The organism is Polaromonas sp. AER18D-145, from assembly GCF_002379095.1.
Lineage (GTDB): Bacteria > Pseudomonadota > Gammaproteobacteria > Burkholderiales > Burkholderiaceae_C > Polaromonas.
This window is the reverse complement of record NZ_NBZV01000026.1, coordinates 1-23,856: the sequence shown is the minus strand read 5'-3', so window position 1 is coordinate 23,856 and position 23,856 is coordinate 1. Positions and strand designations below refer to the sequence as shown.

The following is a 23,856-nucleotide window of genomic DNA, read 5'->3' as shown; positions in this document are numbered from 1 at the left end:
CGCTGCTACCATCTTCTGATGAAAATATTCTTGCGCCTGTTTGCCTCCATCCACGTCCTGATCGCGGTTCTTTTTGCCATCGCTTCCCTGGTGATCGTGGGCATTGCTGCACGTACCGGCTGGACGGCGCTGGCCGGCGGTCTCAATGCATCGGCCGCACAGGGGATTATCGAAGCGATTGGCCTGATCGCGGTGGCCGTTGTTGCGCTGCAAATTGCACAGACCATTCTCGAGGAAGAGGTGATCCGCGAAGTGCAGGTCAGCGCGCCAACACGGGTGCGCCGCTACCTGTCGCGTTTTCTGGTGGTCATCGTCATTGCGCTTGCCGTGGAAGGGCTGGTTGCAAGCTTCAAGGTGATTCATGATGACCCGGCAGAGCTCGCCAGCGTGGCGGCCTTCCTGGTCGCCGTTGGCGTCTTGCTGGCAGGCTGGGGTGTTTTTATCCGGCTGAACACCTTTGCCGAGCATCTGGAGCCGGAGGCCATGGCCGAAGCCAAGAGCGAGGATCAAAAACTGGAGTAGCTGTTGAGCGGTGTGTACTGTTGCCTCCCACCAGGACGGGCGGTACTGGCGCCATTGCGGGGGAAAAGCCGCACAATAAGCCCATGACGCTCACCGAACTCAAATACATCGTGGCTGGGATCTTGGGAGGGACAGGGCGAGGGGCCCCGCTTGTGGGGATCGACCCCCGGACAAGATCGTTGGCGACGGCCGCAGGCGCTTGCAGAAATGGTGAACCAGGATGACTCTCACAGAGCTCAAATACATCGTGGCCGTCGCCCGCGAGAAACATTTTGGCAGGGGCGCCGAGGCCTGCCATGTGTCGCAGCCGACCCTGAGCGTGGCGATCAAGAAGCTCGAAGAAGAGCTGCAGGTCAAGCTGTTCGAGCGCAACGCCAACGAGATCACGGTGACGCCGCTGGGTGAAGAGATCGTGCGCCAGGCGCAAAGTGTGCTGGAGCAGGCCGACAGCATCCGCGAGATTGCCAAGCGCGGCAAGGACCCGCTGGCCGGTGCCTTGCGCCTGGGGGTGATCTACACCATCGGCCCCTACCTGCTGCCCGACCTGGTGCGTCAGGCGATTGCGCTCACGCCGCAGATGCCCTTGATGCTGCAGGAAAACTTCACCGTCAAGCTGCTCGAAGAGCTGCGCACCGGCGAGATCGACTGCGCCATCCTGGCCGAACCTTTTCCCGACACCAACCTGGCGATTGCGCCGTTGTATGACGAACCCTTCATGGCGGCCGTGCCGAGCAACCACCCCTTGGCCGCACGCAGCAACATCACCGCCGAAGAACTGAAGAAAGAAACCATGCTGCTGCTCGGCACCGGCCACTGCTTTCGCGACCACGTGCTTGAGGTCTGCCCCGAGTTCGCCCGGTTTTCGAGCAATGCCGAGGGCATACGCAAGAGTTTTGAAGGCTCGTCGCTGGAGACCATCAAACACATGGTGGCGGCCGGCATGGGGGTGACGCTGGTGCCGCGGCTGAGCGTGCCCAAGGAGGCCCTGCTGCCGCCGGCGCCTGCCAAAGCCGTTTCAAAAGCCAAAAGCCGGGAAGTGCCGGAGTTGCCCTCTTACATCCGTTACCTGCCGTTTGAGGGCCATGTGCCGACGCGGCGTGTGGTGCTGGCCTGGCGCCGCAGTTTCACCCGTTACGAAGCGATCGCCGCCTTGCGCAACGCGATATACGCCTGCGAACTGCCGGGCGTGACACGCCTGTCCTGAGCGGCGCCCGCAGGCATTTCATGATGCCTATCAGGGCGATGCAGTTTGACTGTTGCCTTGCGCTTGCCGATTGCTTAGAGTGAAGTCCAGACTCTTTCAATCAAGGACACACCATGGCCAAAACGTCTCCCAAGGTTTCCGCCGGCCGCACTGGCGCGCCGCCCATCAACATCGGCATCGGCGAAAAAGACCGCGCCGCGATCGCCCAGGGCCTGAGCCGCTTGCTGGCGGACACCTACACGCTGTACCTGACCACGCACAACTTCCACTGGAACGTGACCGGGCCGATGTTCAACACCCTGCATGCCATGTTCATGACGCAATACACCGAGCTGTGGGCGGCGGTGGACCCGGTGGCCGAACGCATCCGTTCGCTGGGCCATCCGGCGCCCGGTTCGTATGCGCAGTTCAGCAAGCTGGCCTCGGTGCCCGACGCGCCCACCACCCCGCCCAAGGCGCTGGAGATGGTGCGCATCCTGGTGACGGGCCATGAGGCGGTGGCGCGCACGGCCAGGGAGTTGTTCCCGGTGGCCGACAAGGCCGACGACCAGCCGACCGCCGACCTGCTGACCCAGCGCCTGACCGTGCACGAGCAGACCGCCTGGATGCTGCGCTCCCTACTGGAGGAATAAGGGCTGGCATTCGGGGCGGGGGAGTGGTGCCAGAATTGAGGGCTTGAAAAACAAACTCGCCCTCTACCTGCAACTGATCCGTTGGGACCGACCCGCCGGCTGGTTGTTGCTGCTCTGGCCCACGCTGTCGGCGCTGTGGGTCGCGTCGCACGGTTTCCCCGGCTGGCACCTGCTGACGGTGTTCACCTTGGGCACCATCCTGATGCGCAGTGCCGGCTGCTGCCTCAACGACGTCGCCGACCGCGAGTTTGACCGGCATGTCAAACGCACGGCGCAGCGCCCGGTGACGCGTGGCGCGGTGTCCGTCCGGGAAGCCTTGATCCTGGGGGCGGTGCTGGCGCTGCTGGCTTTTGGCCTGGTGCTGACCACCAACACCGCCACCATCGCCTGGTCGTTTGCCGCGCTGGCGGTGGCCGTGGTCTACCCCTATGCCAAGCGTTTTGTGTCCATGCCGCAGGCGGTGTTGGGCGTGGCCTTCAGCTTCGGCATTCCCATGGCGTTTGCCGCGGTGCAGTCGCGCGTGCCGGCGCTGGCCTGGCTGCTGTTGCTGGGCAATCTCTTTTGGGTGATTGCCTACGACACCGAATACGCCATGGTGGACCGCGATGATGACCTCAAGATCGGCATGAAAACCTCGGCGATCACGCTGGGTCGCTTCGACGTGGCGGCGGTCATGGCGAGTTACCTGATTTACCTGTCTATTTGGGCCTGGGCCCTGATGGATATTTCGCAACCAGCTATTTATTTCATAGCGATTGTGGTGGCGCTGGGGCAGGCGTTGTGGCATGGCTGGCTGATCCGCCGGCGCGAGCGCGACGACTGCTTCAGGGCTTTTCGCCTGAACCACTGGCTGGGGTTCACGGTGTTCGCCGGCATCGCGTTGTCCTACGCCTTGGCCGGCTGGTGATCACACAGGTCGCTGATCTGCTATTAAAACAGGAGCTGTTGGCGACTGTAGAGCAAGGGCTACGGGCCTTTTTTGTTAAAAATATCAGGCCGCACCAAACTCGTCACCGAGTTCCGCAGCGCGCTGGCGGGCGGCGTGCATGGCGCGCATGAACTGCTGCTTGACGCCGGCCTGCTCCAGGGACGTGAGCGCCGCGTAGGTGGTTCCCCCTTTGGAGGTCACGCGTTCGCGCAGGGTCTCCGGTGGCTCGCTGGACGCTTTGGCCAGGGCGGAGGCGCCGACAAAAGTCTGCACCGCCAACTGCTGCGCCTGTTCGCGGCTCAGCCCCATTTCGGCGCCGGCCTGCACCATGGCTTCGATGAAATAAAACACATAGGCCGGGCCGGAACCGGACAGGGCGGTCACGGCGTCCAGCTGCTCTTCCTGCGCCAGCCACAGGTGGTCGCCGGTGGTCCGGATCACGCGCTCGACCGCCTGGCGCTCGGCGGCGGTGACGGCGGGACGGGCGAAGAGGGCGGTCATGCCCTGGCCGACGAGGGCCGGCGTGTTGGGCATGGCGCGCACGATGCGTTCGGTCGCCAGCCAGGAGGCCATGCTGTCCGAGCGGATGCCGGCCGCCACGCTCAGGTGCAGGGCCTGGCCGGTGTACGGGCCGGCTTGCAGGGCGGCTTCCCGGAAGGTCTGGGGCTTGACGGCCCAGACCACCAGCCCGGCGGAGGCCAGCGCCGCGCCGGGCGCCGCCTCGGCGGCGATGCCGAACTGTGCCTGGAGCTTGGCGCGCTGCTCGGCCCAGGGCTCGACGATCTGGATCCGGGCCGCGGGTGTGCCTTGTTGGAGCAGGCCGCCAATGATGGCGCTGGCCATGTTGCCGCCGCCTATGAAGGCAATGGCGCTGCTGTCTAGGGAAAGGGGTGAAGTCATGAAGGTTCAGTCAAAAAATTCAAAAGCCAGCCATTGGGTGATTTGCCGCGAATTGAAATTGTCGTCGCTAATGAAGTGCAGGCTGCGGTTGCCATTGGGAAGCCGCGGACCCCAGCACATGCCTTCGGTGTTATCGAGGCGGGCCAGCCTGTGGCCGGGACCTGCGCCGGTGAAGGCAGAAAAATCGGCGAGCAGCGTCTTGGCAACCGGCTGGTAAGCGCCAGGCTGCAGTGTGGTCAGATTCAGCGTGTCCGTTCCCTCGCGCAGGTCGATCAGGTAAAGGCGCAGCGAAATGCCCGAGAGGGCGTCATGCCCGGCCATGTAGGCCCGCTCCAGCACCAGCATGCGGTCGGCGTCCAGCATCAGGATTTCAGTGACGCCGTTGTCGGCCTGGGTGGCCGGCGGGACCGGTGCGCGTGGAATCGCGTCGGGGATGTAGGCGATTTGCCGCACGACCTGCCCGCTGGCCAGGTCCAGGTGGGTGAAGCGGCAGGACCCGCCCGGCGCCTGCACGGTGGGCAGGGGGCCATCCTGGCGCAGCGCGCCTTCCATGGCGATCCAGGCCTGGCGGCCATCCGGGCTCAGGGCGAGGCCCTCCAGCGCCCGATTGATACGCGGCCCCCGGGTCAGCTGAAAGTCGAACATGGCCGGCAGCGCCAATTCGCGCACCAGCGTGCCATCGGTGCGGCTTTCGCGCAGCGCGGGTGCAGCGCCTGTCAGGGCGTGCCCCTCGCTGGTCCACAGCAGGGTCTGGCTGGCCGGGCGCCAGCGGATCGCCTCCGGGTCGGGAACCTGGATGCCTCGCAATGCTGCTGGGTAGGTGCTGCCATCGGCTTGGCGCAGGCTGGTCACGCCCGTCAGGACGGGCTCACCCAGCCGGTCTGTTTCCAGAGGAAGGCGTGCCGTGTAAAACCGCGCCGGGCTGATGTTCGAGCCATCATCACTGAGCAGGTAGTACAGGCCGCTGGCCGCGTCGTAATCCACACCCGACAAGCCGCCGACGGTGGTGCCCTGAAACTGGAGCCGGTGCGGCAGACGGGCTTCGCCGATCAGTCGCAGGCGGGATGACGCCGGCGATGCCAGAGTCGGCCTGGGGCGCGTCAAGCCCGCCAGGGCCAGCGCAGCGGCAGCGCCGTAACCGAGCGCCCGGCGCCGTGTCAGTGCAAACGTTGCTGTGGCGGGCGGAGGTGGGCAGAGCATCAAGCGAGTCTAGCCTTCCCATCTGTACGCGTTGTGACAGAACGGGGACGTCTGCCGGCTCTGGGTTACAAGGCCACGGTCTGCCGCACCGCATGCTCCCACTGCGCCATCAGGCCGGCCGCGCGGTCGGTGCTCAAGGTGGGCAAAAAGGTGCGTTCTGCGCGCCACATGGCCGAGAGTTCAGCGGTGCTGGCATAGACGCCGCTGGACAGCCCGGCCAGGTAGGCCGCGCCCAGCGCCGTGGTTTCGGTCACGGCCGGCCGGACCACCGGAATGCCCAGCAGGTCGGCCTGGAACTGCATCAGGAGGTCGTTGATGCAGGCGCCGCCGTCCACCCGGAGTTCGGCCACCGGCGCGGCCCCGGCCGCCACCGCATCGCGGCTCATGGCCTGCAGCAGGGCCGCGCTCTGGTAGGCAATGCTTTCCAGCGCGGCCCGCGCAATGTGGGCCACGGTGGTGCCGCGGGTCAGGCCGGTGATGGTGCCGCGGGCGTCGGGTTTCCAGTAGGGGGCGCCCAGGCCAGTGAAGGCCGGCACCATCATGACGCCGCCGGAATCGGGAACGCTTTGCGCCAGCGCCTGCACCTCGCCGCTGCCCTGGATCGCGTGCAGGCCGTCGCGCAGCCACTGCACCACGGCACCGCCGACAAACACGCTGCCTTCCAGCGCGTATTCGGTTTGCGGCGTGACCTGCGCCGCGCTGGTGGTGAGCAGGCCGTTGTGCGAGGTCTGGAATTTGTGGCCGGTGTGCACCAGCATGAAGCAGCCCGTGCCGTAGGTGTTCTTGGCCATACCTTCCCGGAAGCAGGCCTGGCCGAACAAGGCGCTCTGCTGGTCGCCCGCCACGCCGCCAATCGGGATGGCCCCGCCCAGCAGGTCCGGCAGCACATCGCCATAGTGCGTGCTTGACGGCAACACCCGTGGCATCAGGCTCTCGGGAATGTCCAGCAGCGCCAGCAGGTCGGCATCCCATGTGTTGGCATGCACATTGAACAGCATGGTGCGCGAGGCATTGGTCACGTCTGTGGCATGCAGGGCGCCGCCGGTGAGTTGCCACATCAGCCAGCTGTCGATGGTGCCAAAAGCGAGTTCGCCGCGCGCTGCCTGCTGCCGCGCCTGCGGCACGTTGTCGAGCAGCCACTTGAGTTTGGTGCCGGAAAAATAGGCATCAACCAGCAGCCCGGTTTTTGCCTGAATGAGGTCGGCCTTGCCATCCTCGCGCAGCCTGGCGCAGGTGGCTTCGGCGCGCCTGTCCTGCCAGACGATGGCGTGGTGGATCGGCCGGCCCGTCCTGCGGTTCCAGACCACGGTGGTTTCGCGCTGGTTGGTGATGCCCAGCGCGCGGATGTCGGCGGCCTTGAGTCCGGCTTTGGTCAGAGCCTCGCGCGCCGTGCCGAGCTGGGTGCGCCAGATCTCCATCGGGTCGTGTTCGACCCAGCCCGGCTGGGGGTAGATCTGCGGCAGCTCCTGCTGCGCGAGCGCCACGATGTGACCTTGCGCGTCAAACACGATGCTGCGGGAGCTGGAGGTGCCCTGGTCCAGGGCAAGCAGGTGGGTCATGGCGATGATCGCAGGAGGCGGGTGGGAGGTTTCAGGAGGGAGTTGGCCCTGCAGCTTACCTTGATCGCGGCCAGCCGCTACGGGGAAGTACGGGGGCGCTGGCGGGCTTGCCGGCCAGAGGAGATAGCGGCAAACCGGGAAAACAGAGGTGGTCCGACGGCCCCATCTGGTCTGCGCGCCATTCCCTGGCTCACTTGGATCACCTGCGTTTGCCTGCAAGAAAGAGCCGGTCAGGCGAAACTACTCAGGGGTTTCTTGCAAATCAATGGCGATGGACAATGGAGTTCATGATTTTTGATTCTCCCCCGTTGCCGACGCGACGCGCAGACCTGATAGAACGCCTGAAGGCGCCCCATACCTACGACATTGCGATCATCGGCGGCGGGGCCACCGGCCTCGGTGTTGCGCTGGATGCCGCGGCACGCGGATTCTCCGTCGTGGTGGTCGAATCGCACGACTTTGCCAAGGGAACTTCTTCCCGTGCGACCAAGCTGGTCCATGGCGGGGTCCGTTATCTGGCGCAGGGCAACATTTCCCTGGTGCGCGAGGCCCTGCACGAACGGACGCGCCTGCTGGCCAATGCGCCGCATCTGGCGCAGCCCCTGCCTTTTGTGATGCCTTCCTACAAGTTCTGGGAGGCTCCGTTTTACGGCGTCGGACTCAAGATGTATGACGCGCTGGCCGGCAAGGCCGGCCTGGGTCCCACCGAATTCCTCAATCGCGCTGAAACATTGCAGCTCCAGCCGACGGCCCGCCAGGCCGGACTCCGGGGCGGGGTCAAGTACTGGGACGGCCAGTTCGACGATGCGCGGCTGGCACTGGCGCTGGCGCGCAGCGCCGCGCGCGCCAGCGCCTTGCTGGTCAATTATTGTGCTGCGACCGGTCTTGTTCATGAGGGTGGCAAGCTGGTGGGCTTGCATGTGGCTGACCGTGAAAGTGGGCAAGCACTTACGCTGCGAGCCAAATGTATTGTGAATGCGGCGGGGGTCTGGGTCGATCAGCTGCGACTGCTCGACGGCCAGGCCATAGGCCGCGAGGCCAAACCCATGGTCGTGCCCAGCCAGGGTGTTCACATCGTCGTGGATCGCTCGTTTTTGCCCACCGACCACGCGCTGCTGGTTCCCAAAACCGCCGACGGGCGGGTCCTGTTTGCCGTGCCGTGGCTGGGCAAGACCATCCTGGGGACCACCGACACGCCGCGCAACGATCTGGCGCGCGAACCCCTGGCCTTTCGCGAAGAGGTCGACTTCATCCTCGGTGAGTCGGCGCGTTACCTGAGCCGGGCACCCGGTCCGGCTGATATCAAGAGCATCTGGGTGGGGTTGCGCCCGCTGGTCAAACCACCGCAAGACGAGGGCGACAGCACACAAGCGCTGTCGCGTGAACACACGGTCCTGGTCAGCAAGAGCGGTCTGGTCACCGTGACCGGCGGCAAGTGGACGACCTACCGCGCCATGGCGGAAGACGTGCTGGACAGCTGTTTCGGTGCGCAATTGCTGGAAAAACGCCCGGGTGGCGTCACAGCCAGCCTCCCGCTGGTGGGCGCCCAGCCATCCGTCCACAAGATCAGCGATGCACCGGGGCTGCATTTGTACGGGGGCGAAGCGGCTGTCGTCCAGGCCCTGCCGGGGGCGGAGAGGATGCTGGGCGGCGGCCTGACGGAGGCGATGGTGCGTTTTGCGGCCCGGCACGAGTACGCCCGCACAGTGGAGGATGTACTGGCGCGCCGCTCCCGGCTCCTGTTTCTGGACGCCGCGCTCGCCAGGACCCTCGCGGCGGCGGTGGCTGAGTTGCTGGCGCAGGAAACCGGGGTGGATCCCCGGCTCGCCGATTTCCTGGCCTTGGCCGATCAGTACCTGACTTTGCCGGCCTGAGTCCATCCCGTCGCTGCGCCCAGCGCCGGAGAGCTGGCTGCCTGCGCTTCATTTTTGATAGCTGCTTGCGCCCGACCATCAAGGGGTTGACGCTGTTTTTGCATATGCCTCTGATGGGGAGGCGTACTTGGCGAACAATTTACAGCATCAGGTGTTGACAGCCGGGGGAAATTTGTTAATAATCGTGGGCTTCGCTGTAAAAAGCTGAGAATTCTGCCTAACGGAAGCATCGCAAGTGGTTTGTGGTGTGGACGACGGGCCCAAGACTGACTGGCAAGTCTTCCCTCTGGGAAAAGGCGCTGGTGCAAGTTGGGACTAATTTAAATGATTCAAACGCAATCCAAACTCGATGTTGCTGACAACACGGGTGCCAAATCTGTGATGTGCATCAAGGTGCTGGGCGGGTCCAAGCGCCGCTATGCCAGCGTCGGTGATGTCATCAAGGTGAGTATCAAAGAAGCCGCTCCACGTGGCCGCGTCAAAAAAGGCGAGGTTTACAGTGCTGTGGTGGTTCGTACTGCCAAGGGCATCCGTCGTGGCGATGGTTCACTCGTCAAATTCGATGGCAACGCAGCTGTGTTGCTTAACGCCAAGCTGGAGCCTATCGGCACCCGCATCTTCGGACCGGTCACGCGCGAGTTGCGTACCGAGAAGTTCATGAAGATCGTGTCCCTGGCTCCTGAAGTTCTGTAAGGACGCGCCATGAACAAGATTCGCAAAGGCGACGAGATCATTGTGATCGCAGGTCGTGACAAGGGTAAGCGCGGCACGATTTCGCTGCGCAAGGACGACAGCTATGTGCTGGTGGACGGGATCAACCTGGTGAAAAAACACACCAAGCCCAACCCTCTCAAGGGGGCCACTGGCGGCATCGTCGAAAAAAGCATGCCGATTCACCAGTCCAATGTCGCCATTTTCAATGCCGCGACGGGCAAGGCGGATCGGGTGGGCATCAAGTTGTTGGCTGACGGCAAAAAAGTGCGCGTCTTCAAATCCAGCGGCGAAGAAATCAAGGCTGCATAAATATGGCAAAGACCGCACCTACCCAAGCTGCACCTGCCCAGGCTCGCCTGCAGGCCCAGTTCCGCGAAAAAATCGCGCCTGCGCTGATGGAGAAATTCGGCTACAAATCGCCGATGCAGGTTCCCCGCATCACCAAGATCACCCTCAACATGGGTGTGAGTGAGGCTGTGGCCGATAAAAAGGTCATGGAGCATGCCGTCAGCGACATGACCAAGATTGCCGGCCAGAAGCCGGTGGTGACCAAGGCCAAGAAGGCTATCGCCGGTTTCAAGATCCGCGAAGATCTGCCGATTGGCTGCATGGTCACGCTGCGTGGCGTCCAGATGTATGAGTTCCTGGATCGTTTTGTCACGGTGGCCCTGCCCCGTGTTCGCGACTTCCGTGGTATCTCTGGTCGGGCCTTTGATGGTCGCGGCAACTACAACATCGGCGTGAAAGAGCAGATCATTTTCCCTGAGATTGAGTACGACAAGGTTGACGCCTTGCGTGGTCTCAACATCAGCATCACCACCACGGCTAAGACCGACGAAGAGTGCAAGGCGCTCCTCACCGGCTTCCGTTTTCCGTTCAAGAACTGAGGCGGGCATGGCAAAACAGGCTTTATTGCAACGTGAACTGAAGCGCGACAAACTCGTGGCCAAGTTCGCCAAGAAACACGCTGAACTCAAGGCAACGTCCAACGACGCCAAACGCTCCGATGAAGAGCGCGCACTGGCCCGTCTGGAGTTGCAAAAGTTGCCCCGCAATGCGAATCCGACACGCCAGCGCAATCGCTGTGCGATCACGGGTCGTCCGCGTGGCACATTCCGTCAATTTGGCTTGGCTCGCGCCAAGATCCGCGAGTTGGCTTTTGCTGGTGATATCCCTGGTATCACCAAGGCAAGCTGGTAAGCAATAGGAGAACCGCAAATGAGTATGAGTGATCCTATTGCCGACATGCTGACACGCATCCGCAATGCACAAATGGTTGAAAAAGCTGTTGTGCTGGTGCCGTCTTCAAAAGTCAAAGTCGCCATTGCGCAGGTGTTGAAGGATGAGGGCTATATTGATGGCTTTTCCGTCAGCGCCAACGATGGCAAGCCCCAACTGGAAATCGCCCTGAAGTATTACGCAGGACGCCCGGTGATTGAGCGCATTGAGCGCGTCAGCCGCCCCGGCCTCCGCGTCTACAAAGGCCACGGCGCCATCCCCCAAGTCATGAACGGCCTGGGCGTCGCCATTGTCACGACTCCCCAGGGTGTCATGACTGATCGTAAGGCGCGCGCTACCGGTATCGGTGGTGAAGTGCTTTGCTATGTGGCCTAACGGGCATTGAGGAGTAACTGAAATGTCTCGTGTAGGAAAAATGCCAGTCGTCTTGCCCCAGGGTGTGGACGTGGCGATGAAAGACGACCAGATCAATGTCAAGGGTGCCCTCGGCGCCTTGGCGTTGACGCAAAATGCCCTGGTGACCATCAAGAATGATGCTGGCCAGCTGACTTTTGCGCCGGCCAACGAGTCGCGTGAAGCCAATGCCATGAGTGGAACCATGCGTCAGCTGGTCAACAACATGGTGACGGGCGTCACCAAGGGCTTCGAGAAAAAGCTGAACCTGGTTGGTGTGGGTTACAAGGCCCAGGCGCAGGGCACCAAGCTGAATTTGACGGTAGGTTATTCGCACCCTGTGGTGATGGATATGCCGGCTGGTATTCAGGTTGCAACACCTACGCCCACCGAAGTGGTGATCAAGGGTGCGGATCGTCAGCGCGTCGGCCAGATTGCTGCCGAAGTTCGTGCCGTCCGCCCTCCCGAGCCTTACAAGGGCAAGGGCATCCGTTATTCGGATGAGAAGATCACGATCAAAGAAACCAAGAAGAAATAAGGAGCTGCACCATGTTGACCAAAAAAGAGCAGCGCCTTCGTCGTTCACGCCAGACCCGCATCCGCATTGCCACGCAAGGTGTTGCCCGTCTGACGGTGAACCGCACTAATTTGCATATTTACGCCAGCGTCATCTCTGGCGACGGCACCAAGATCCTGGCATCTGCCTCGACTGCAGAAGTCGAAGTTCGCAAGGACCTCGGCGCTTCGGGCAAGGGTGCCAACGTTGCTGCTGCGCAGGCCATTGGCAAGCGTATTGCCGAAAAGGCAAAAGCAGCAGGTGTGGAAAAAGTAGCGTTTGACCGCGCTGGTTTTGCGTACCACGGCCGCGTTAAAGCGCTGGCCGAGGCAGCTCGCGAAGCTGGCTTGCAGTTCTAAGCAGACTGGAATTAAGTATGGCTAAGTTTCAAGCAAAACAACAAAACGACGCTCCAGACGATGGTCTGAAGGAAAAAATGATCGCGGTGAACCGCGTGACCAAAGTTGTCAAAGGCGGCCGGATTTTGGGTTTTGCCGCCCTGACCGTGGTTGGCGATGGCGACGGTCGTGTCGGTATGGGCAAGGGCAAGTCGAAAGAAGTGCCTGCGGCCGTGCAAAAGGCCATGGAAGAAGCGCGTCGCAACATGACGAAAGTGTCCCTGAAAAACGGCACGCTTCACCACAATGTGTTCGGCCATTGGGGTGCTGCCAGCGTCATGATGATGCCAGCCGCCAAAGGTACTGGCATCATTGCCGGCGGCCCGATGCGTGCGGTGTTTGAAGTGATGGGTATCACCGATATCGTCGCGAAAAGCCATGGTTCCAGCAATCCGTACAACATGGTGCGTGCAACGATGGACGCCCTGAACAACTCCACGACGGCTTCGGACATCGCAGCCAAGCGTGGTAAATCCGTCGAAGAAATCTTCGGTTAAGGCGATACGCAATGACGACAGAGAAAAAACTCACGGTGACGCTGGTTCGCAGCCCGATTGGCACCAAGGAATCCCATCGCGCCACGGTGCGCGGTCTGGGCCTGCGCGGTATCAACAGCAAGAGCGAACTGCAGGACACGCCCGCTGTGCGCGGCATGATCAACAAGATCAGCTACCTGGTCAAGGTGCTGTAAGCGGAGCTTATGATGGAATTAAACGGAATCAAGCCTGCCGCAGGCGCAAAACATGCCAAACGTCGCGTTGGTCGCGGTATCGGTTCGGGCATCGGCAAAACAGCCGGTCGTGGTCATAAAGGCCAGAAATCCCGCGCCGGTGGTTATCACAAGGTGGGCTTTGAAGGTGGTCAGATGCCTTTGCAGCGCCGCTTGCCCAAGCGCGGCTTCAAGTCGCACAACCTCAAGTTCAATGCGGAAGTGACCTTGACTGCTCTTGAGCAGCTCGGCTTGGCCGAAGTGGATCTGCTGGCGCTCAAAACAGCTGGCCTCGTGGGTCAGCTGGCAAAGAACGTCAAGGTCATCAAGTCGGGTGCGCTGACCAAGGCTGTCAAGCTCAATGGTATCGGTGCGACTGCGGGTGCCAAAGCCGTGATCGAAGCCGCTGGCGGCGTGATCGCTTAATACTCATACACGGATAACGACCAGTGGCAACCAGCTCTGCACAAATTGCAAAAACCGGCAAGTTCGGTGACCTGCGCAACAGGCTTGTGTTTTTGCTGCTTGCGCTGGTGGTGTATCGGGTTGGGGCGCACATTCCGGTTCCCGGAATTGACCCCGGACAGTTGCAGCAGCTGTTCAAGGGGCAGCAAGGCGGCATATTGAGTTTGTTCAATATGTTTTCCGGCGGCGCCCTGTCGCGGTTCACGGTGTTTGCGCTGGGCATCATGCCTTATATCTCGGCTTCCATCATCATGCAGCTGCTCACCTATGTCGTTCCGACATTCGAGCAGATGAAAAAAGAAGGTGAAGCTGGTCGCAGGAAGATCACGCAGTACACTCGTTACGGAACCTTGGGTCTGGCGCTGTTTCAGTCCATGGGGATCGCGATTGCGCTGGAGAGCTCCCCAGGTCTGGTGCTGGCTCCAGGCTTTGGTTTTCGCATGACGGCGGTGGTCAGCTTGACTGCAGGCACGATGTTTCTGATGTGGCTCGGCGAGCAGATTACCGAGCGTGGACTGGGTAACGGCATTTCGATTCTGATTTTTGCCGGCATCGCAGCAGGTCTGCCCAGTGCACTTGGCGGTTTGCTTGAACTTGTTCGCACCGGTGCCATGAGTATTCTGGTGGCCATCGTGATTGTTGCGGTTGTCGTGCTGGTGACTTATTTTGTTGTGTTTGTCGAGCGTGGGCAGCGAAAGATTCTGGTGAATTACGCCAGGCGGCAGGTGGGCAACAAGGTCTATGGCGGTCAATCCTCCCATCTGCCCTTGAAGCTGAACATGGCCGGTGTGATCCCTCCGATTTTTGCATCGTCGATCATTCTGTTGCCGGCGACCGTGGTTGGCTGGTTCAGTACGGGCGAAGGCACGCGCTGGCTCAAGGATATCGCCGGTACATTGACGCCGGGCCAGCCGATCTATGTGTTGCTGTATGCCAGTGCGATCATCTTTTTCTGCTTCTTTTACACGGCCCTGGTTTTCAACAGCCGCGAAACGGCTGATAACCTGAAAAAGAGTGGCGCTTTCATCCCTGGTATTCGTCCTGGTGACCAGACGGCGCGTTACATTGACAAGATTCTTGTGCGCTTGACTCTGGCTGGCGCCATTTACATCACTTTTGTGTGTTTGCTGCCGGAATTTCTGATTTTGAAGTACAACGTGCCGTTTTATTTCGGTGGAACCTCGTTGCTGATTATTGTGGTTGTCACCATGGATTTCATGGCACAGGTACAGAACTACATGATGTCCCAGCAATATGAATCCCTGCTGAAGAAAGCGAATTTTAAAACGTCACCAGGTGGTTGATTGGGATGTCGAAGGATGATGTTATCCAGATGCAGGGGGAGGTCGTGGAGAACTTGCCCAATGCGACGTTTCGCGTAAAGCTGGAAAATGGTCATATTGTTTTGGGTCACATCTCGGGAAAGATGCGAATGCACTACATCCGCATTCTTCCTGGTGACAAGGTGACGGTTGAGTTAACGCCTTATGATTTGTCGCGAGCACGCATCGTGTTTCGCGCCAAGTAAGTACAGTTCAGAAGTTTAGGAGAAAGAAATGAGAGTTTCAGCTTCGGTCAAGAAAATTTGCCGCAACTGTAAAATCATCCGCCGCAAGGGCGTTGTACGCGTGATTTGCACAGACCCACGCCACAAACAGCGTCAAGGCTGATTTCAAGAGTTTTAGAGGACGCACATGGCTCGTATCGCTGGTATCAATATTCCGCCGCAGCAGCACGCCGAAATCGGCTTGACTGCTATTTTCGGCATCGGCCGCACTCGTGCTCGCAAAATTTGCGAAGCATGTGATATTGCGTATTCCAAAAAAGTCAAAGATCTCACAGACGGTGACTTGGAAAAAATTCGTGACCAGATCGCGCAATTCACCATTGAAGGTGATCTGCGTCGTGAAACCACGATGAACATCAAGCGTTTGATGGATATCGGCTGCTACCGTGGCTTTCGCCATCGTCGCGGGTTGCCCATGCGCGGTCAGCGCACACGCACCAATGCGCGCACCCGCAAGGGTCCGCGCAAGGCGGCACAGTCCTTGAAGAAATAATTGAGTAAGAGGTAGTTATGGCAAAAGCCCCCAGCAGTAACGCAGCACAACGCGTTCGCAAGAAAGTACGCAAGAACGTCGCCGACGGCGTCGCTCACGTTCACGCGTCTTTCAACAACACCATCATCACGATCACAGATCGTCAGGGCAATGCCTTGTCGTGGGCCTCTTCTGGCGGTCAGGGCTTTAAAGGTTCGCGCAAGTCGACTCCCTTTGCCGCTCAGGTCGCTTCCGAGGTCGCTGGTCGCGCAGCCATTGAGCAGGGCATCAAGAATCTTGATGTCGAAATCAAAGGCCCTGGTCCAGGACGTGAGTCATCGGTTCGCGCGCTGGCAGCGCTTGGCATCCGCATCAATTCGATTGCTGACGTCACGCCAGTGCCGCACAACGGCTGCCGACCCCAGAAACGCCGTCGAATTTAAGTTCTGCTTTCCCGGTTTGGTCCTCGTTTTCACGCAGGCCAGCCGGGCGAGTTTTTATCAAGCCCACCGCCGTCAGGTTGCTATCTGCGGCTCCTGCAGTTTCTGCAGCAGATGACATAAGGAATTCAAGTGGCACGTTACCTCGGCCCCAAGGCCAAACTTTCCCGCCGTGAAGGCACCGACCTGTTCCTGAAGAGCGCTCGCAGAGCCATCGGTGACAAGGCCAAATTCGACTCCAAACCCGGCCAGCATGGCCGCACCTCCGGTACCCGGACCTCAGACTTCGGTCTGCAGCTTCGTGAGAAGCAGAAGGTCAAGCGTATGTATGGCGTGCTGGAGAAGCAGTTCCGCCGTTATTTCGAAGAGGCTGATCGTCGCAAGGGAAACACTGGCGCCAATTTGCTGTTTATCCTGGAATCGCGCCTGGATAACGTGGTTTACCGGATGGGGTTCGGTTCTACCCGCGCCGAAGCGCGCCAGCTGGTGTCGCACAAGGCGATCACCGTCAATGGCAGTTCGGTCAACATCCCGTCTTACATGGTTAAAACGGGTGACGTGATCGCCGTTCGTGACAAGTCCAAGAAGCAGACCCGCGTGGCGGAAGCTCTGCAGTTGGCGCAGCAAGTCGGCATGCCAGCGTGGGTGGATGTCAGCATAGACAAAGGCGAGGGCATTTTCAAGAAAGTGCCGGATCGCGATGAGTTTGCTGCAGACGTCAACGAGTCGTTGATCGTCGAACTGTATTCACGTTAATTTTCGTTCCTGCGCATACGGGGCACTGTATGCGCAGGGTCGCTTCACCCGGCCTTATCGGTGTAACGAGCCGAGGGTATTGAGAGGAAGAATGCATGCAAACTAATTTACTGAAACCAAAAACTATTAACGTTGAGCAGCTTGCCGCCAATCGCGCCAAGGTGACTCTGGAGCCTTTCGAGCGTGGCTATGGCCACACGCTCGGCAACGCCCTGCGCCGCGTTTTACTTTCGTCCATGGTGGGTCACGCCGCAACTGAAGTCACGATCGCCGGTGTGTTGCACGAGTACTCGTCCATTGATGGCGTTCAGGAAGATGTTGTCAATATCCTTCTGAACCTCAAAGGCGTGGTTTTCAAGCTGCACAATCGCGATGAAGTCACGTTGAGCTTGCGCAAGGAGGGTGAAGGCCCCGTAACCGCTGCCGACATTCAGACGCCCCATGACGTCGAAATCATCAATCCAGAGCACGTCATTGTCAATTTGTCGCACGGCGGCAAGATCGACATGCAGATCAAGGTCGAAAACGGCCGTGGTTATGTTCCTGGCACCATGCGTCGCTATGGCGACGAATCCACCAAATCGATTGGCCGGATTGTCCTGGATGCGTCGTTTTCGCCTGTCAAGCGAGTGAGCTATACCGTGGAAAGTGCCCGCGTCGAGCAGCGTACCGACCTTGACAAGCTTGTTCTGGAAATCGAGACCAACGGTGCGGTGACTGCGGAAGACGCTGTCCGTGCCTCGGCTAAAATCCTTGTTGAGCAGCTTGCTGTATTTGCACAGCTCGAAGGCAATGAACTGGCTGCTTTTGATACTCCTGTGCAGCGCAGCTCTCAGCAATTTGATCCGATTTTGTTGCGTCCCGTCGACGAACTCGAATTGACAGTGCGTTCTGCCAATTGCCTCAAGGCGGAGAACATTTATTACATCGGTGACCTCATTCAGCGTACGGAGAACGAGCTCCTCAAGACGCCGAATTTGGGCCGCAAGTCGCTTAATGAAATCAAGGAAGTATTGGCATCCCGGGGGCTGACACTTGGCATGCGCCTGGAAAGCTGGCCTCCCGCTGGTCTTGACAAGCGTTAATTGAAAATTGGCCTCCTTCGGGAGGCAGTGCACAGGTAGTACCTGATACGGCTATCTGAATTAAAAAATGAAAGGACAGCACCATGCGTCACGGACACGGACTTCGTAAACTCAATCGCACCAGCTCACACCGGCTGGCCATGTTACGCAACATGATGAATTCCCTTATTCAGCATGAAGCGATCAAAACGACCTTGCCCAAGGCCAAGGAACTTCGCCGCGTCGTCGAGCCCATGATCACGCTGGCAAAAGAGCCTACGCTCGCGAACAAGCGCCTCGCATTTGACCGCCTGCGTGACCGCGACATGGTGGTCAAGCTTTTTGCCGAGCTTGGCCCTCGCTACAAGGCCCGCCCTGGTGGTTACACACGTATCCTGAAGATGGGTTTTCGTGTGGGTGACAACGCGCCCATGGCATTGGTTGAATTGGTGGATCGCCCTGACCTCGCCGAAGAAACTACTTCTGACATTGCCAAGTCAGAATAGGGTATAATTAATACTTAACGCGCGGTGGAGCAGCCTGGTAGCTCGTTGGGCTCATAACCCAAAGGTCGTAAGTTCAAATCTTGCCCGCGCAACCAATTTACCGGCTAATCATGCCGAGACCAAAACGCCCACATCAAGTGGGCGTTTTGCTTTTCGCCATCCGTTTTTTGGAGCCACCGGGGTATTTTCCCCCGTTGCGGGCAGGTCAATTGGGCTCAGGATCTTGACTCGCGGTTTCTCATGGTTTGCTTGGGGATTTCCATGAGAAGCCGGTGTCTTGTGACGCTGTTGGGTTGCCCTTGGCGGGGTAACATACTTGAGCAACAGTACTTTTATCTTCGAACGACGCAATTGGCGAATCTGTACGTCCCTGTGTCGCGTAGACTCCTTGTATGTTCTCAAACCGGGGACAGCGGGCCAGATAGGTCGGTGGTGATGGGGTCAAGCCACCACACTACGCAGGCAATGTCACCAAAATGGCACCAACTCACAAAATCTGACTTGCAGATGTAGCGGCAAGTGCTTGATTTTATTACAATTGGTTACTTCGGGTGTCGGCTTCAATTTTGAAGGAGCTGATCTTAAAGATCGAGAAATGAGTGACATGAACGTGCCATTGCAGACCAGTCCTACGAGCGAGGCTAGCCACTTGGCCCAAGGCTTGCGCGAAGACTTACTGCATCACGATCCCTTGCTCGATTGCCTGGTGGAGCTGACGCGCATACACGGCCGTCCAAGCACCCGGGCCGCTCTGTCTGCGGGCCTTCCTCTGCCCAAGGCGGGTCTTCCTCCCTCCCTCTTTTCCCGCGCTGCAGCGCGCGCGGGTCTGTCATGCAAGATATTGCGGCGCCCCCTGGAAAAAATCGATTCAGCGCTGTTGCCTGTTGTCCTGCTCCTTGAGGGAGATGGCGCCTGTCTTTTGCTGGGTTGGGATGATCGGGGGCAAACGGCAAACCTGCTTTTCCCGGAGGCCGGGCAGGGTGTTGTGCAGCTGTCACGTGAACAGCTGCTTGGTCGATATGTCGGTATCGCGATTTTCTCGCGGCCGAACTTTCGTTTCGATCAGCGTGCGCCTGAGCTGGCTGACATTCCACAGCGCCATTGGTTTTGGGGCGCTTTTCGCGACCAGTTTCCGCTTTACCGGGATATCCTGGCGGCAGCGCTCCTCATTAATTTGTTTGCGCTCGCGTTGCCGCTTTTCTCGATGAATGTCTATGACCGCGTTGTACCCAACTTCGCGGTTGAGACACTCTGGATGCTGGCTTTCGGCCTGTTGCTGGTGCTGGTCATTGATTATTTCCTTCGCGTCATGCGAGGTTATTTTGTGGATCTCGCGGGCTCGCGTATAGACATCAAGCTCTCCACGCTGATCATGGAGCGGGTGCTCGGGATGCGTCTTTCCGAGCGGCCGGCTTCGGTGGGTTCCTATGCCGCGACACTGCGCTCCTTCGAATCGGTGCGCGACTTCATTGCGTCGGCCACAGTCACTGCTGTGGTTGACCTCCCGTTTGCCCTGCTCTTTTTTCTGGTTCTCGGCTGGATATCCTGGCCGCTGGTCATTCCACCCCTTGTTGGCGTCATGGTGGTTGTTATCTACAGCTACATCGTTCAGCACAAGATGCACCTGCTTTCCGAGACCACTTTCAGGGCCTCTGCAATGCGCAATGCCACGTTGGTGGAGACACTAACAGCCATGGAGGCCATCAAGGCCCACGGGGCAGAAAGTCAGATGCAGGCCAAGCTCGAGGACACCGCAGCGTTTCTGGCGCGTGTGAGTGCCCAACTGCGATTGTTGTCGTCTTCCGTGATCAACGTCGTCTCGAGCCTGCAGCAGCTGATCAATATCGTGATGATCGTGGCTGGCGTTTACCTGATTCATGAAGGCAGGCTGACCATGGGGGGGTTGATCGCGGCTACGATGTTGTCCGGACGCGCCATGGCGCCACTGGGGCAAATTGTGGCACTTTTGATGCAATACCAGAATGCCAGAACGGCCTTGGCTTCGCTTGAAGACACGATGAAAAAGCCGGGTGAACGTTCCGATGAAATAAATTTCGTGCACCGACCTGACATCGCAGGGGAAATCGTGTTTGACAATGTGCACTTCAGCTATCCCGGGCGTACGCAGGAGGCGTTGCGTGGAGTTTCCTTCAGGATCAAGCCAGGGGAAAATGTGGTCGTGATTGGCCGCGTCGGCTCGGGCAAGACGACCCTGCAGAGATTGATTCTGGGTCTTTACACCCCTTCTGAAGGTGCGATCACCATGGATGGCATCGACCTTCGGCAGCTCGATCCCGCAGATTTGCGTCGCAACGTCGGTTATGTTGAGCAGGATGCCATGCTCTTTTACGGCACCTTGCGCGACAACATTGCGATCGCTGCCCCCTATGCTGACGACGGTGCCATTCTGGCGGCCGCCGAGGTGGGCGGTTTGATCGAGTTTGCCAATCGCCATCCCCAGGGCTTTGACATGATCATTGGCGAGCGGGGAGAGTCGCTTTCCGGCGGCCAGCGACAAGGCGTGGCAATCGCCCGTGCAACGTTACTGGAACCGCCTGTGTTGTTGCTGGATGAGCCGACGGGAGCCATGGATTTTTCTTCAGAAGCGCAATTCAAGGAACGCTTGCGCAGCTATGCAAAACACAAGACGATGGTTGTGGTGACTCATAGAAACACATTGCTGGATCTTGCAGACCGCATTATTGTTATCGACGAGGGCCGCATCGTTGCCGATGGTCCCTATGAGCAGGTTATCGAGGCGCTGAAGGCCGGCCGCATTGGGAAAGCCTCATGAAGCCGCGATGGATAGCGTGGGCTCGCCCCTTGATTTCGGGCCTGGAGTCTGTCCGGCGCATGTTGCAGCCTGGTCTTGATCGCACACTTTCGTCCTGGCGGGAAGACGATCGTCGCATGGACGCAGGATTTGGTGGCGACGCAGACCGCGCCATGCTTGCCCAGGAACCACTGCGAGCCAGGATGCTCGTGAATAGCCTCGGCGTGGTTTTCGTTCTGGCGGTTTTGTGGGCCGGACTTTCTGAAGTCGATGAAATTACTAAAGGCGAAGGCAAAGTCATTCCCTCCAGGCAATTGCAGATTTTGCAGAGCCTGGACGGCGGTATTGTTTCCGAGATTCTTGTGCAGGAGGGGCAGGTTGTTGAACCCGGGCAGGTGTTGGTGAACATCGATACGACGCGTTTCGATTCTTCCGTGAAGGAAAACCGCGTCCAGTACCTGGCCCTGCTGGCCAAGGCGGCCCGACTCCGTGCTCTTGCCGAAGGGGTGCCTTTTGTACCGCCCCCTGAAGCCGTTGCCGAGGCGCCAAAAACAGTCGGAGAAGAACTCCAAGCCTACGAGGCCAGCACATCAACATTGAATGCACAGCTGGCCATCGCCCGGCAGCAATTGGCTCAGCGTCAGCAGGAACTGGTTGAAGTGCGCGCGAAGCGGGAGCAGGCGTCGCGGGCGTACGAGTTGACCGCCAGGGAACTGGGGTACACCAAGCCCTTGCTCAAGGATGGTGCTGTATCAGAGGTCGAATTGCTGCGGCTGGAGCGGGAAACCGGTCGTTTTCTGGGTGAGCGGGAAATGGCCTCTGCCCAAATTTCAAAAACACAGTCGGCGATCGAAGAGGCCTCACGCAAGATTCAGGAAATTACCCTGAATTTTCAGAGTGAAGCCCGCAAGGAGTTGTCCGATACCCTGGCAAAACTAAACGTGAGTTCAGCCGGCGGGGTTGGGCTGGCGGACAAGGTCGATAAATCCTCTCTGCGTTCGCCTGTCAAAGGCACGGTCAAGCGTCTTCTTGTCAATACGGTGGGGGGGGTGGTCCAGCCTGGCAGGGACATCATTGAAATTGTGCCGCTCGAGGAAAACCTGCTGCTCGAAGCCAAGGTGCTGCCAAAAGACATCGCTTTCTTGCGACCAGGAGATCGGGCCCTGGTGAAATTCACCGCCTATGATTTTTCCATTTATGGCGGTCTCGAGGCCAAGCTGGAATTTATTGGCGCCGATTCGGTCACTGACGAGCGCGGCAATACCTTTTATACCGTGCGTGTTCGTACGGAAAAATCCAAGCTGGGTGAGGGCTTGCCCATCATTCCGGGGATGGTCGCTGAAGTGGATATTATTACCGGTCAAAAATCCATCCTGTCCTATCTTCTCAAACCTGTATTGAAGGCAAAACAAGCCGCCTTTACAGAGCGCTAGATCGAGACGGCAGTGGGAATTCAGGACTCGGGACATCTATTTCTTTGCCCGCACGGACGCATGCTTCCTCGCTGGAGTGAGGCTTTCAAGACGGGAAGAGCCGGCAAAGTCCACACTGCGAGACCCGGTTCAGATGCGGGCAGGGTAGACCTTGTGTGGCTGCGGCTGGAGCAGGGTATGTCGGTGGCTATGCAGATAGAACGTCTTGCCCCGCGTTTGAAGCTGGTCCCATGCGTGGTATTAAGTGATCTGCCGACAGATGAGGAGGCGATTGCCGCTTTTTCGGCAGGTGCACGGGGGTATTGCAATACGCACGCCGTTGCCCAGGTTTTGATTCAGGTAGCTGCAGTCGTGTTGCAGGGTGGGCTCTGGATTGGCGAGTCATTGATGCAGAGACTGGTCAGCGCTACCAGCCGCGTTCAGGCGCAGGCCAGCGGGGCTGCCGCCGCAGTGGGGCCGAGCTGGTCGAAAGGGCTCACTGACCGGGAGAAAGAGGTTGCCACCACGCTGGCCGTCGGGGCCAGCAACAAGGAAATTGCCCGGGCACTCGGCATTACAGAGCGCACCGTCAAGGCGCATGTGGGTGCCATTCTTGAAAAACTCCATGTACGGGATCGCCTCCAGTTGTCGCTGGTCGTGAACGGCCAGGCGCCTGGACGCCCCGAAAGTCCGGGTTCGACCTAGTACCTCAGTACAGTTCCCCCGGCCAGGCAAACGGACTACATTGAAACTCAATGTAATAACTCCGTCTGGAATTCGCTATGGCAAAAGAAGCCAACGTCGTCGGCAATGTCGTTTTGATTGAAGGCATAGCTTTCGCTCAAAACAGCGATGGTGAGCGGCGCCCTCTCAAGTTTGGCGATCCTGTTTTTGAAGGGGAAGTGATTGTCACGGCTGCTGGCGGCCGTGTGGAACTCGCCTTCGATCAGGGGGGGAAGTTTCTTCTCCGCTCCAGGGAAACCGTAACACTTGATTCAACGGTCTTTGGCAACGTCTTGCCGGATGCCAACAGCGGCGCCCTTTTGCCACGTGTCGGAGAGCTCACAAGCATTCTTAATGCCATCAACGAAGGCAGTAGCCTTGACAGGCTGTTACAGGAAACGTCATCCGGGGTGAATTCGGCTTCCGACGTCGGCGGCACCAATATCAGGGCGGACGATGGCAACAATTTTGTCCAGCTGTTAAGAACGGTTGAGGAGCTTGCACCGCTGGCGTATGAATACGCCTCGCTTGGCAGGCAATCTTTGGGGTATTTGCCAACTGGCGGCACGCAGCGATCCGACAATGCGGCGGGTGCGTCTGATCTGGGTGATCAGGGCCTTTCCGCTGCACTTCCCGCGACTGGCGCTTCTGTGACTTCGGCGGCGGCGCCTGTGTCGGGCGCCACTGCTCTCGGGTCAGTCTCGACCTTGAGCAGCGCGACGGCCAACCTGAGCGAGACCAACGCGGTGCTGAGCACCGGCGGCACCTTGACGCTGAGCGACCTGGACGCGGCGAGCGCGACGGTGGTGGCGCAGACCGGCACGGCCGGCAGCTACGGCAGCTTCGTGAT

At 59.3% G+C, this 23,856-nt stretch carries 30 protein-coding genes and 1 tRNA gene; 28 read left to right on the top strand and 3 right to left on the bottom strand.

The genetic code is table 11. From position 1 onward, the window contains the following. The first annotated feature begins 18 nt into the window (after window positions 1-18). The 4 genes from B7G52_RS13810 to ubiA all read left to right on the top strand — a co-directional run bounded on the left by B7G52_RS13810 (window position 19) and on the right by ubiA (window position 3,265). On the top strand, window positions 19-522 hold the full coding sequence (locus B7G52_RS13810) for a hypothetical protein (RefSeq protein WP_096698175.1): 504 nt from the start codon (window positions 19-21) through the stop codon (window positions 520-522). Between the two features lie 220 nt (window positions 523-742). Further along, window positions 743-1,726 (top strand): LysR substrate-binding domain-containing protein, encoded by a 984-nt coding sequence (locus tag B7G52_RS13805; RefSeq protein ID WP_096698134.1) that lies wholly within the window; start codon window positions 743-745, stop codon window positions 1,724-1,726. Between the two features lie 113 nt (window positions 1,727-1,839). Then, window positions 1,840-2,358: a Dps family protein gene (locus B7G52_RS13800; protein WP_096698133.1), complete on the top strand. Its 519-nt coding sequence runs from the start codon at window positions 1,840-1,842 to the stop codon at window positions 2,356-2,358. A gap of 43 nt (window positions 2,359-2,401) precedes the next feature. Continuing rightward, window positions 2,402-3,265, top strand: coding sequence for a 4-hydroxybenzoate octaprenyltransferase (gene ubiA / locus B7G52_RS13795; RefSeq protein WP_096698132.1), 864 nt, complete (start codon window positions 2,402-2,404; stop codon window positions 3,263-3,265). Window positions 3,266-3,349: 84 nt separating this feature from the next. Here the strand turns inward: ubiA and proC are convergent, their stop codons facing one another. The 3 genes from proC to glpK all read right to left on the bottom strand — a co-directional run bounded on the left by proC (window position 3,350) and on the right by glpK (window position 6,945). Then, window positions 3,350-4,186: a pyrroline-5-carboxylate reductase gene (gene proC, locus B7G52_RS13790; RefSeq protein ID WP_096698131.1), complete on the bottom strand. Its 837-nt coding sequence runs from the start codon at window positions 4,184-4,186 to the stop codon at window positions 3,350-3,352. 6 nt (window positions 4,187-4,192) lie between these two features. Beyond that, the gene (locus B7G52_RS13785) at window positions 4,193-5,386 is read right to left on the bottom strand and encodes an esterase-like activity of phytase family protein (RefSeq protein ID WP_096698130.1); all 1,194 of its coding nucleotides are present in this window, start codon (window positions 5,384-5,386) and stop codon (window positions 4,193-4,195) included. Between the two features lie 65 nt (window positions 5,387-5,451). Next, a complete protein-coding gene (gene glpK, locus B7G52_RS13780) occupies window positions 5,452-6,945 on the bottom strand; it encodes a glycerol kinase GlpK (RefSeq protein WP_096698129.1) in 1,494 nt (497 codons plus the stop codon). 287 nt (window positions 6,946-7,232) lie between these two features. Here glpK and B7G52_RS13775 point away from each other — a divergent pair, with 287 nt between their 5' ends. The 24 genes from B7G52_RS13775 to B7G52_RS13660 form a co-directional block, all read left to right on the top strand. Next, window positions 7,233-8,819, top strand: a complete 1,587-nt coding sequence (locus tag B7G52_RS13775) for a glycerol-3-phosphate dehydrogenase/oxidase (protein ID WP_096698174.1) — start codon at window positions 7,233-7,235, stop codon at window positions 8,817-8,819. Between the two features lie 324 nt (window positions 8,820-9,143). Further along, a complete protein-coding gene (gene rplN, locus B7G52_RS13770; RefSeq protein WP_007869247.1) occupies window positions 9,144-9,512 on the top strand; it encodes a 50S ribosomal protein L14 in 369 nt (122 codons plus the stop codon). A gap of 9 nt (window positions 9,513-9,521) precedes the next feature. Continuing rightward, the gene (gene rplX / locus B7G52_RS13765; RefSeq protein WP_096669198.1) at window positions 9,522-9,842 is read left to right on the top strand and encodes a 50S ribosomal protein L24; all 321 of its coding nucleotides are present in this window, start codon (window positions 9,522-9,524) and stop codon (window positions 9,840-9,842) included. A 2-nt stretch (window positions 9,843-9,844) separates the two neighbouring features. Then, the gene (gene rplE / locus B7G52_RS13760; RefSeq protein WP_096669196.1) at window positions 9,845-10,420 is read left to right on the top strand and encodes a 50S ribosomal protein L5; all 576 of its coding nucleotides are present in this window, start codon (window positions 9,845-9,847) and stop codon (window positions 10,418-10,420) included. A gap of 7 nt (window positions 10,421-10,427) precedes the next feature. Continuing rightward, on the top strand, window positions 10,428-10,733 hold the full coding sequence (gene rpsN, locus B7G52_RS13755; protein WP_077592484.1) for a 30S ribosomal protein S14: 306 nt from the start codon (window positions 10,428-10,430) through the stop codon (window positions 10,731-10,733). Between the two features lie 18 nt (window positions 10,734-10,751). Then, the gene (gene rpsH / locus B7G52_RS13750) at window positions 10,752-11,147 is read left to right on the top strand and encodes a 30S ribosomal protein S8 (protein ID WP_096669194.1); all 396 of its coding nucleotides are present in this window, start codon (window positions 10,752-10,754) and stop codon (window positions 11,145-11,147) included. A gap of 22 nt (window positions 11,148-11,169) precedes the next feature. Continuing rightward, complete coding sequence (rplF, locus tag B7G52_RS13745) at window positions 11,170-11,703, top strand: 50S ribosomal protein L6 (protein ID WP_096698128.1); 534 nt, start codon at window positions 11,170-11,172, stop codon at window positions 11,701-11,703. A gap of 11 nt (window positions 11,704-11,714) precedes the next feature. Next, window positions 11,715-12,080, top strand: coding sequence for a 50S ribosomal protein L18 (rplR, locus tag B7G52_RS13740; RefSeq protein WP_077592481.1), 366 nt, complete (start codon window positions 11,715-11,717; stop codon window positions 12,078-12,080). A gap of 17 nt (window positions 12,081-12,097) precedes the next feature. Then, window positions 12,098-12,616, top strand: a complete 519-nt coding sequence (gene rpsE / locus B7G52_RS13735) for a 30S ribosomal protein S5 (protein WP_096669190.1) — start codon at window positions 12,098-12,100, stop codon at window positions 12,614-12,616. An 11-nt stretch (window positions 12,617-12,627) separates the two neighbouring features. Further along, window positions 12,628-12,810 (top strand): 50S ribosomal protein L30, encoded by a 183-nt coding sequence (gene rpmD / locus B7G52_RS13730; RefSeq protein WP_077592479.1) that lies wholly within the window; start codon window positions 12,628-12,630, stop codon window positions 12,808-12,810. 12 nt (window positions 12,811-12,822) lie between these two features. Next, window positions 12,823-13,254, top strand: coding sequence for a 50S ribosomal protein L15 (rplO, locus tag B7G52_RS13725; RefSeq protein WP_096698173.1), 432 nt, complete (start codon window positions 12,823-12,825; stop codon window positions 13,252-13,254). A 23-nt stretch (window positions 13,255-13,277) separates the two neighbouring features. After that, the gene (gene secY, locus B7G52_RS13720; RefSeq protein WP_096698127.1) at window positions 13,278-14,597 is read left to right on the top strand and encodes a preprotein translocase subunit SecY; all 1,320 of its coding nucleotides are present in this window, start codon (window positions 13,278-13,280) and stop codon (window positions 14,595-14,597) included. A 5-nt stretch (window positions 14,598-14,602) separates the two neighbouring features. Continuing rightward, a complete protein-coding gene (gene infA, locus B7G52_RS13715; RefSeq protein WP_077563621.1) occupies window positions 14,603-14,821 on the top strand; it encodes a translation initiation factor IF-1 in 219 nt (72 codons plus the stop codon). Between the two features lie 28 nt (window positions 14,822-14,849). Continuing rightward, entirely contained in the window at window positions 14,850-14,963 is a 114-nt protein-coding gene (gene rpmJ, locus B7G52_RS13710) for a 50S ribosomal protein L36 (protein WP_011481465.1), read from the top strand. Between the two features lie 24 nt (window positions 14,964-14,987). After that, window positions 14,988-15,353 (top strand): 30S ribosomal protein S13, encoded by a 366-nt coding sequence (gene rpsM / locus B7G52_RS13705; RefSeq protein WP_096669186.1) that lies wholly within the window; start codon window positions 14,988-14,990, stop codon window positions 15,351-15,353. A 17-nt stretch (window positions 15,354-15,370) separates the two neighbouring features. Then, window positions 15,371-15,775: a 30S ribosomal protein S11 gene (rpsK, locus tag B7G52_RS13700; RefSeq protein WP_077592475.1), complete on the top strand. Its 405-nt coding sequence runs from the start codon at window positions 15,371-15,373 to the stop codon at window positions 15,773-15,775. A gap of 129 nt (window positions 15,776-15,904) precedes the next feature. Continuing rightward, window positions 15,905-16,528: a 30S ribosomal protein S4 gene (gene rpsD / locus B7G52_RS13695; protein ID WP_096669184.1), complete on the top strand. Its 624-nt coding sequence runs from the start codon at window positions 15,905-15,907 to the stop codon at window positions 16,526-16,528. 95 nt (window positions 16,529-16,623) lie between these two features. After that, complete coding sequence (rpoA, locus tag B7G52_RS13690) at window positions 16,624-17,613, top strand: DNA-directed RNA polymerase subunit alpha (RefSeq protein WP_096698126.1); 990 nt, start codon at window positions 16,624-16,626, stop codon at window positions 17,611-17,613. Window positions 17,614-17,696: 83 nt separating this feature from the next. Then, complete coding sequence (gene rplQ, locus B7G52_RS13685; protein WP_096698125.1) at window positions 17,697-18,098, top strand: 50S ribosomal protein L17; 402 nt, start codon at window positions 17,697-17,699, stop codon at window positions 18,096-18,098. Between the two features lie 18 nt (window positions 18,099-18,116). Then, window positions 18,117-18,193: transfer RNA gene (locus B7G52_RS13680), tRNA-Met, on the top strand. A gap of 509 nt (window positions 18,194-18,702) precedes the next feature. Beyond that, window positions 18,703-20,892: a type I secretion system permease/ATPase gene (locus B7G52_RS13675; protein WP_096698172.1), complete on the top strand. Its 2,190-nt coding sequence runs from the start codon at window positions 18,703-18,705 to the stop codon at window positions 20,890-20,892. Next, window positions 20,889-22,304 (top strand): HlyD family type I secretion periplasmic adaptor subunit, encoded by a 1,416-nt coding sequence (locus B7G52_RS13670; protein ID WP_096698124.1) that lies wholly within the window; start codon window positions 20,889-20,891, stop codon window positions 22,302-22,304. Before B7G52_RS13675 ends, B7G52_RS13670 begins: the two co-directional genes overlap by 4 nt. A 177-nt stretch (window positions 22,305-22,481) precedes the next feature. Beyond that, on the top strand, window positions 22,482-22,988 hold the full coding sequence (locus tag B7G52_RS24390) for a response regulator transcription factor (protein WP_305790842.1): 507 nt from the start codon (window positions 22,482-22,484) through the stop codon (window positions 22,986-22,988). Window positions 22,989-23,065: 77 nt separating this feature from the next. After that, the coding region (locus B7G52_RS13660; protein ID WP_141397467.1) for a retention module-containing protein at window positions 23,066-23,856 on the top strand (791 nt) is incomplete at its 3' end.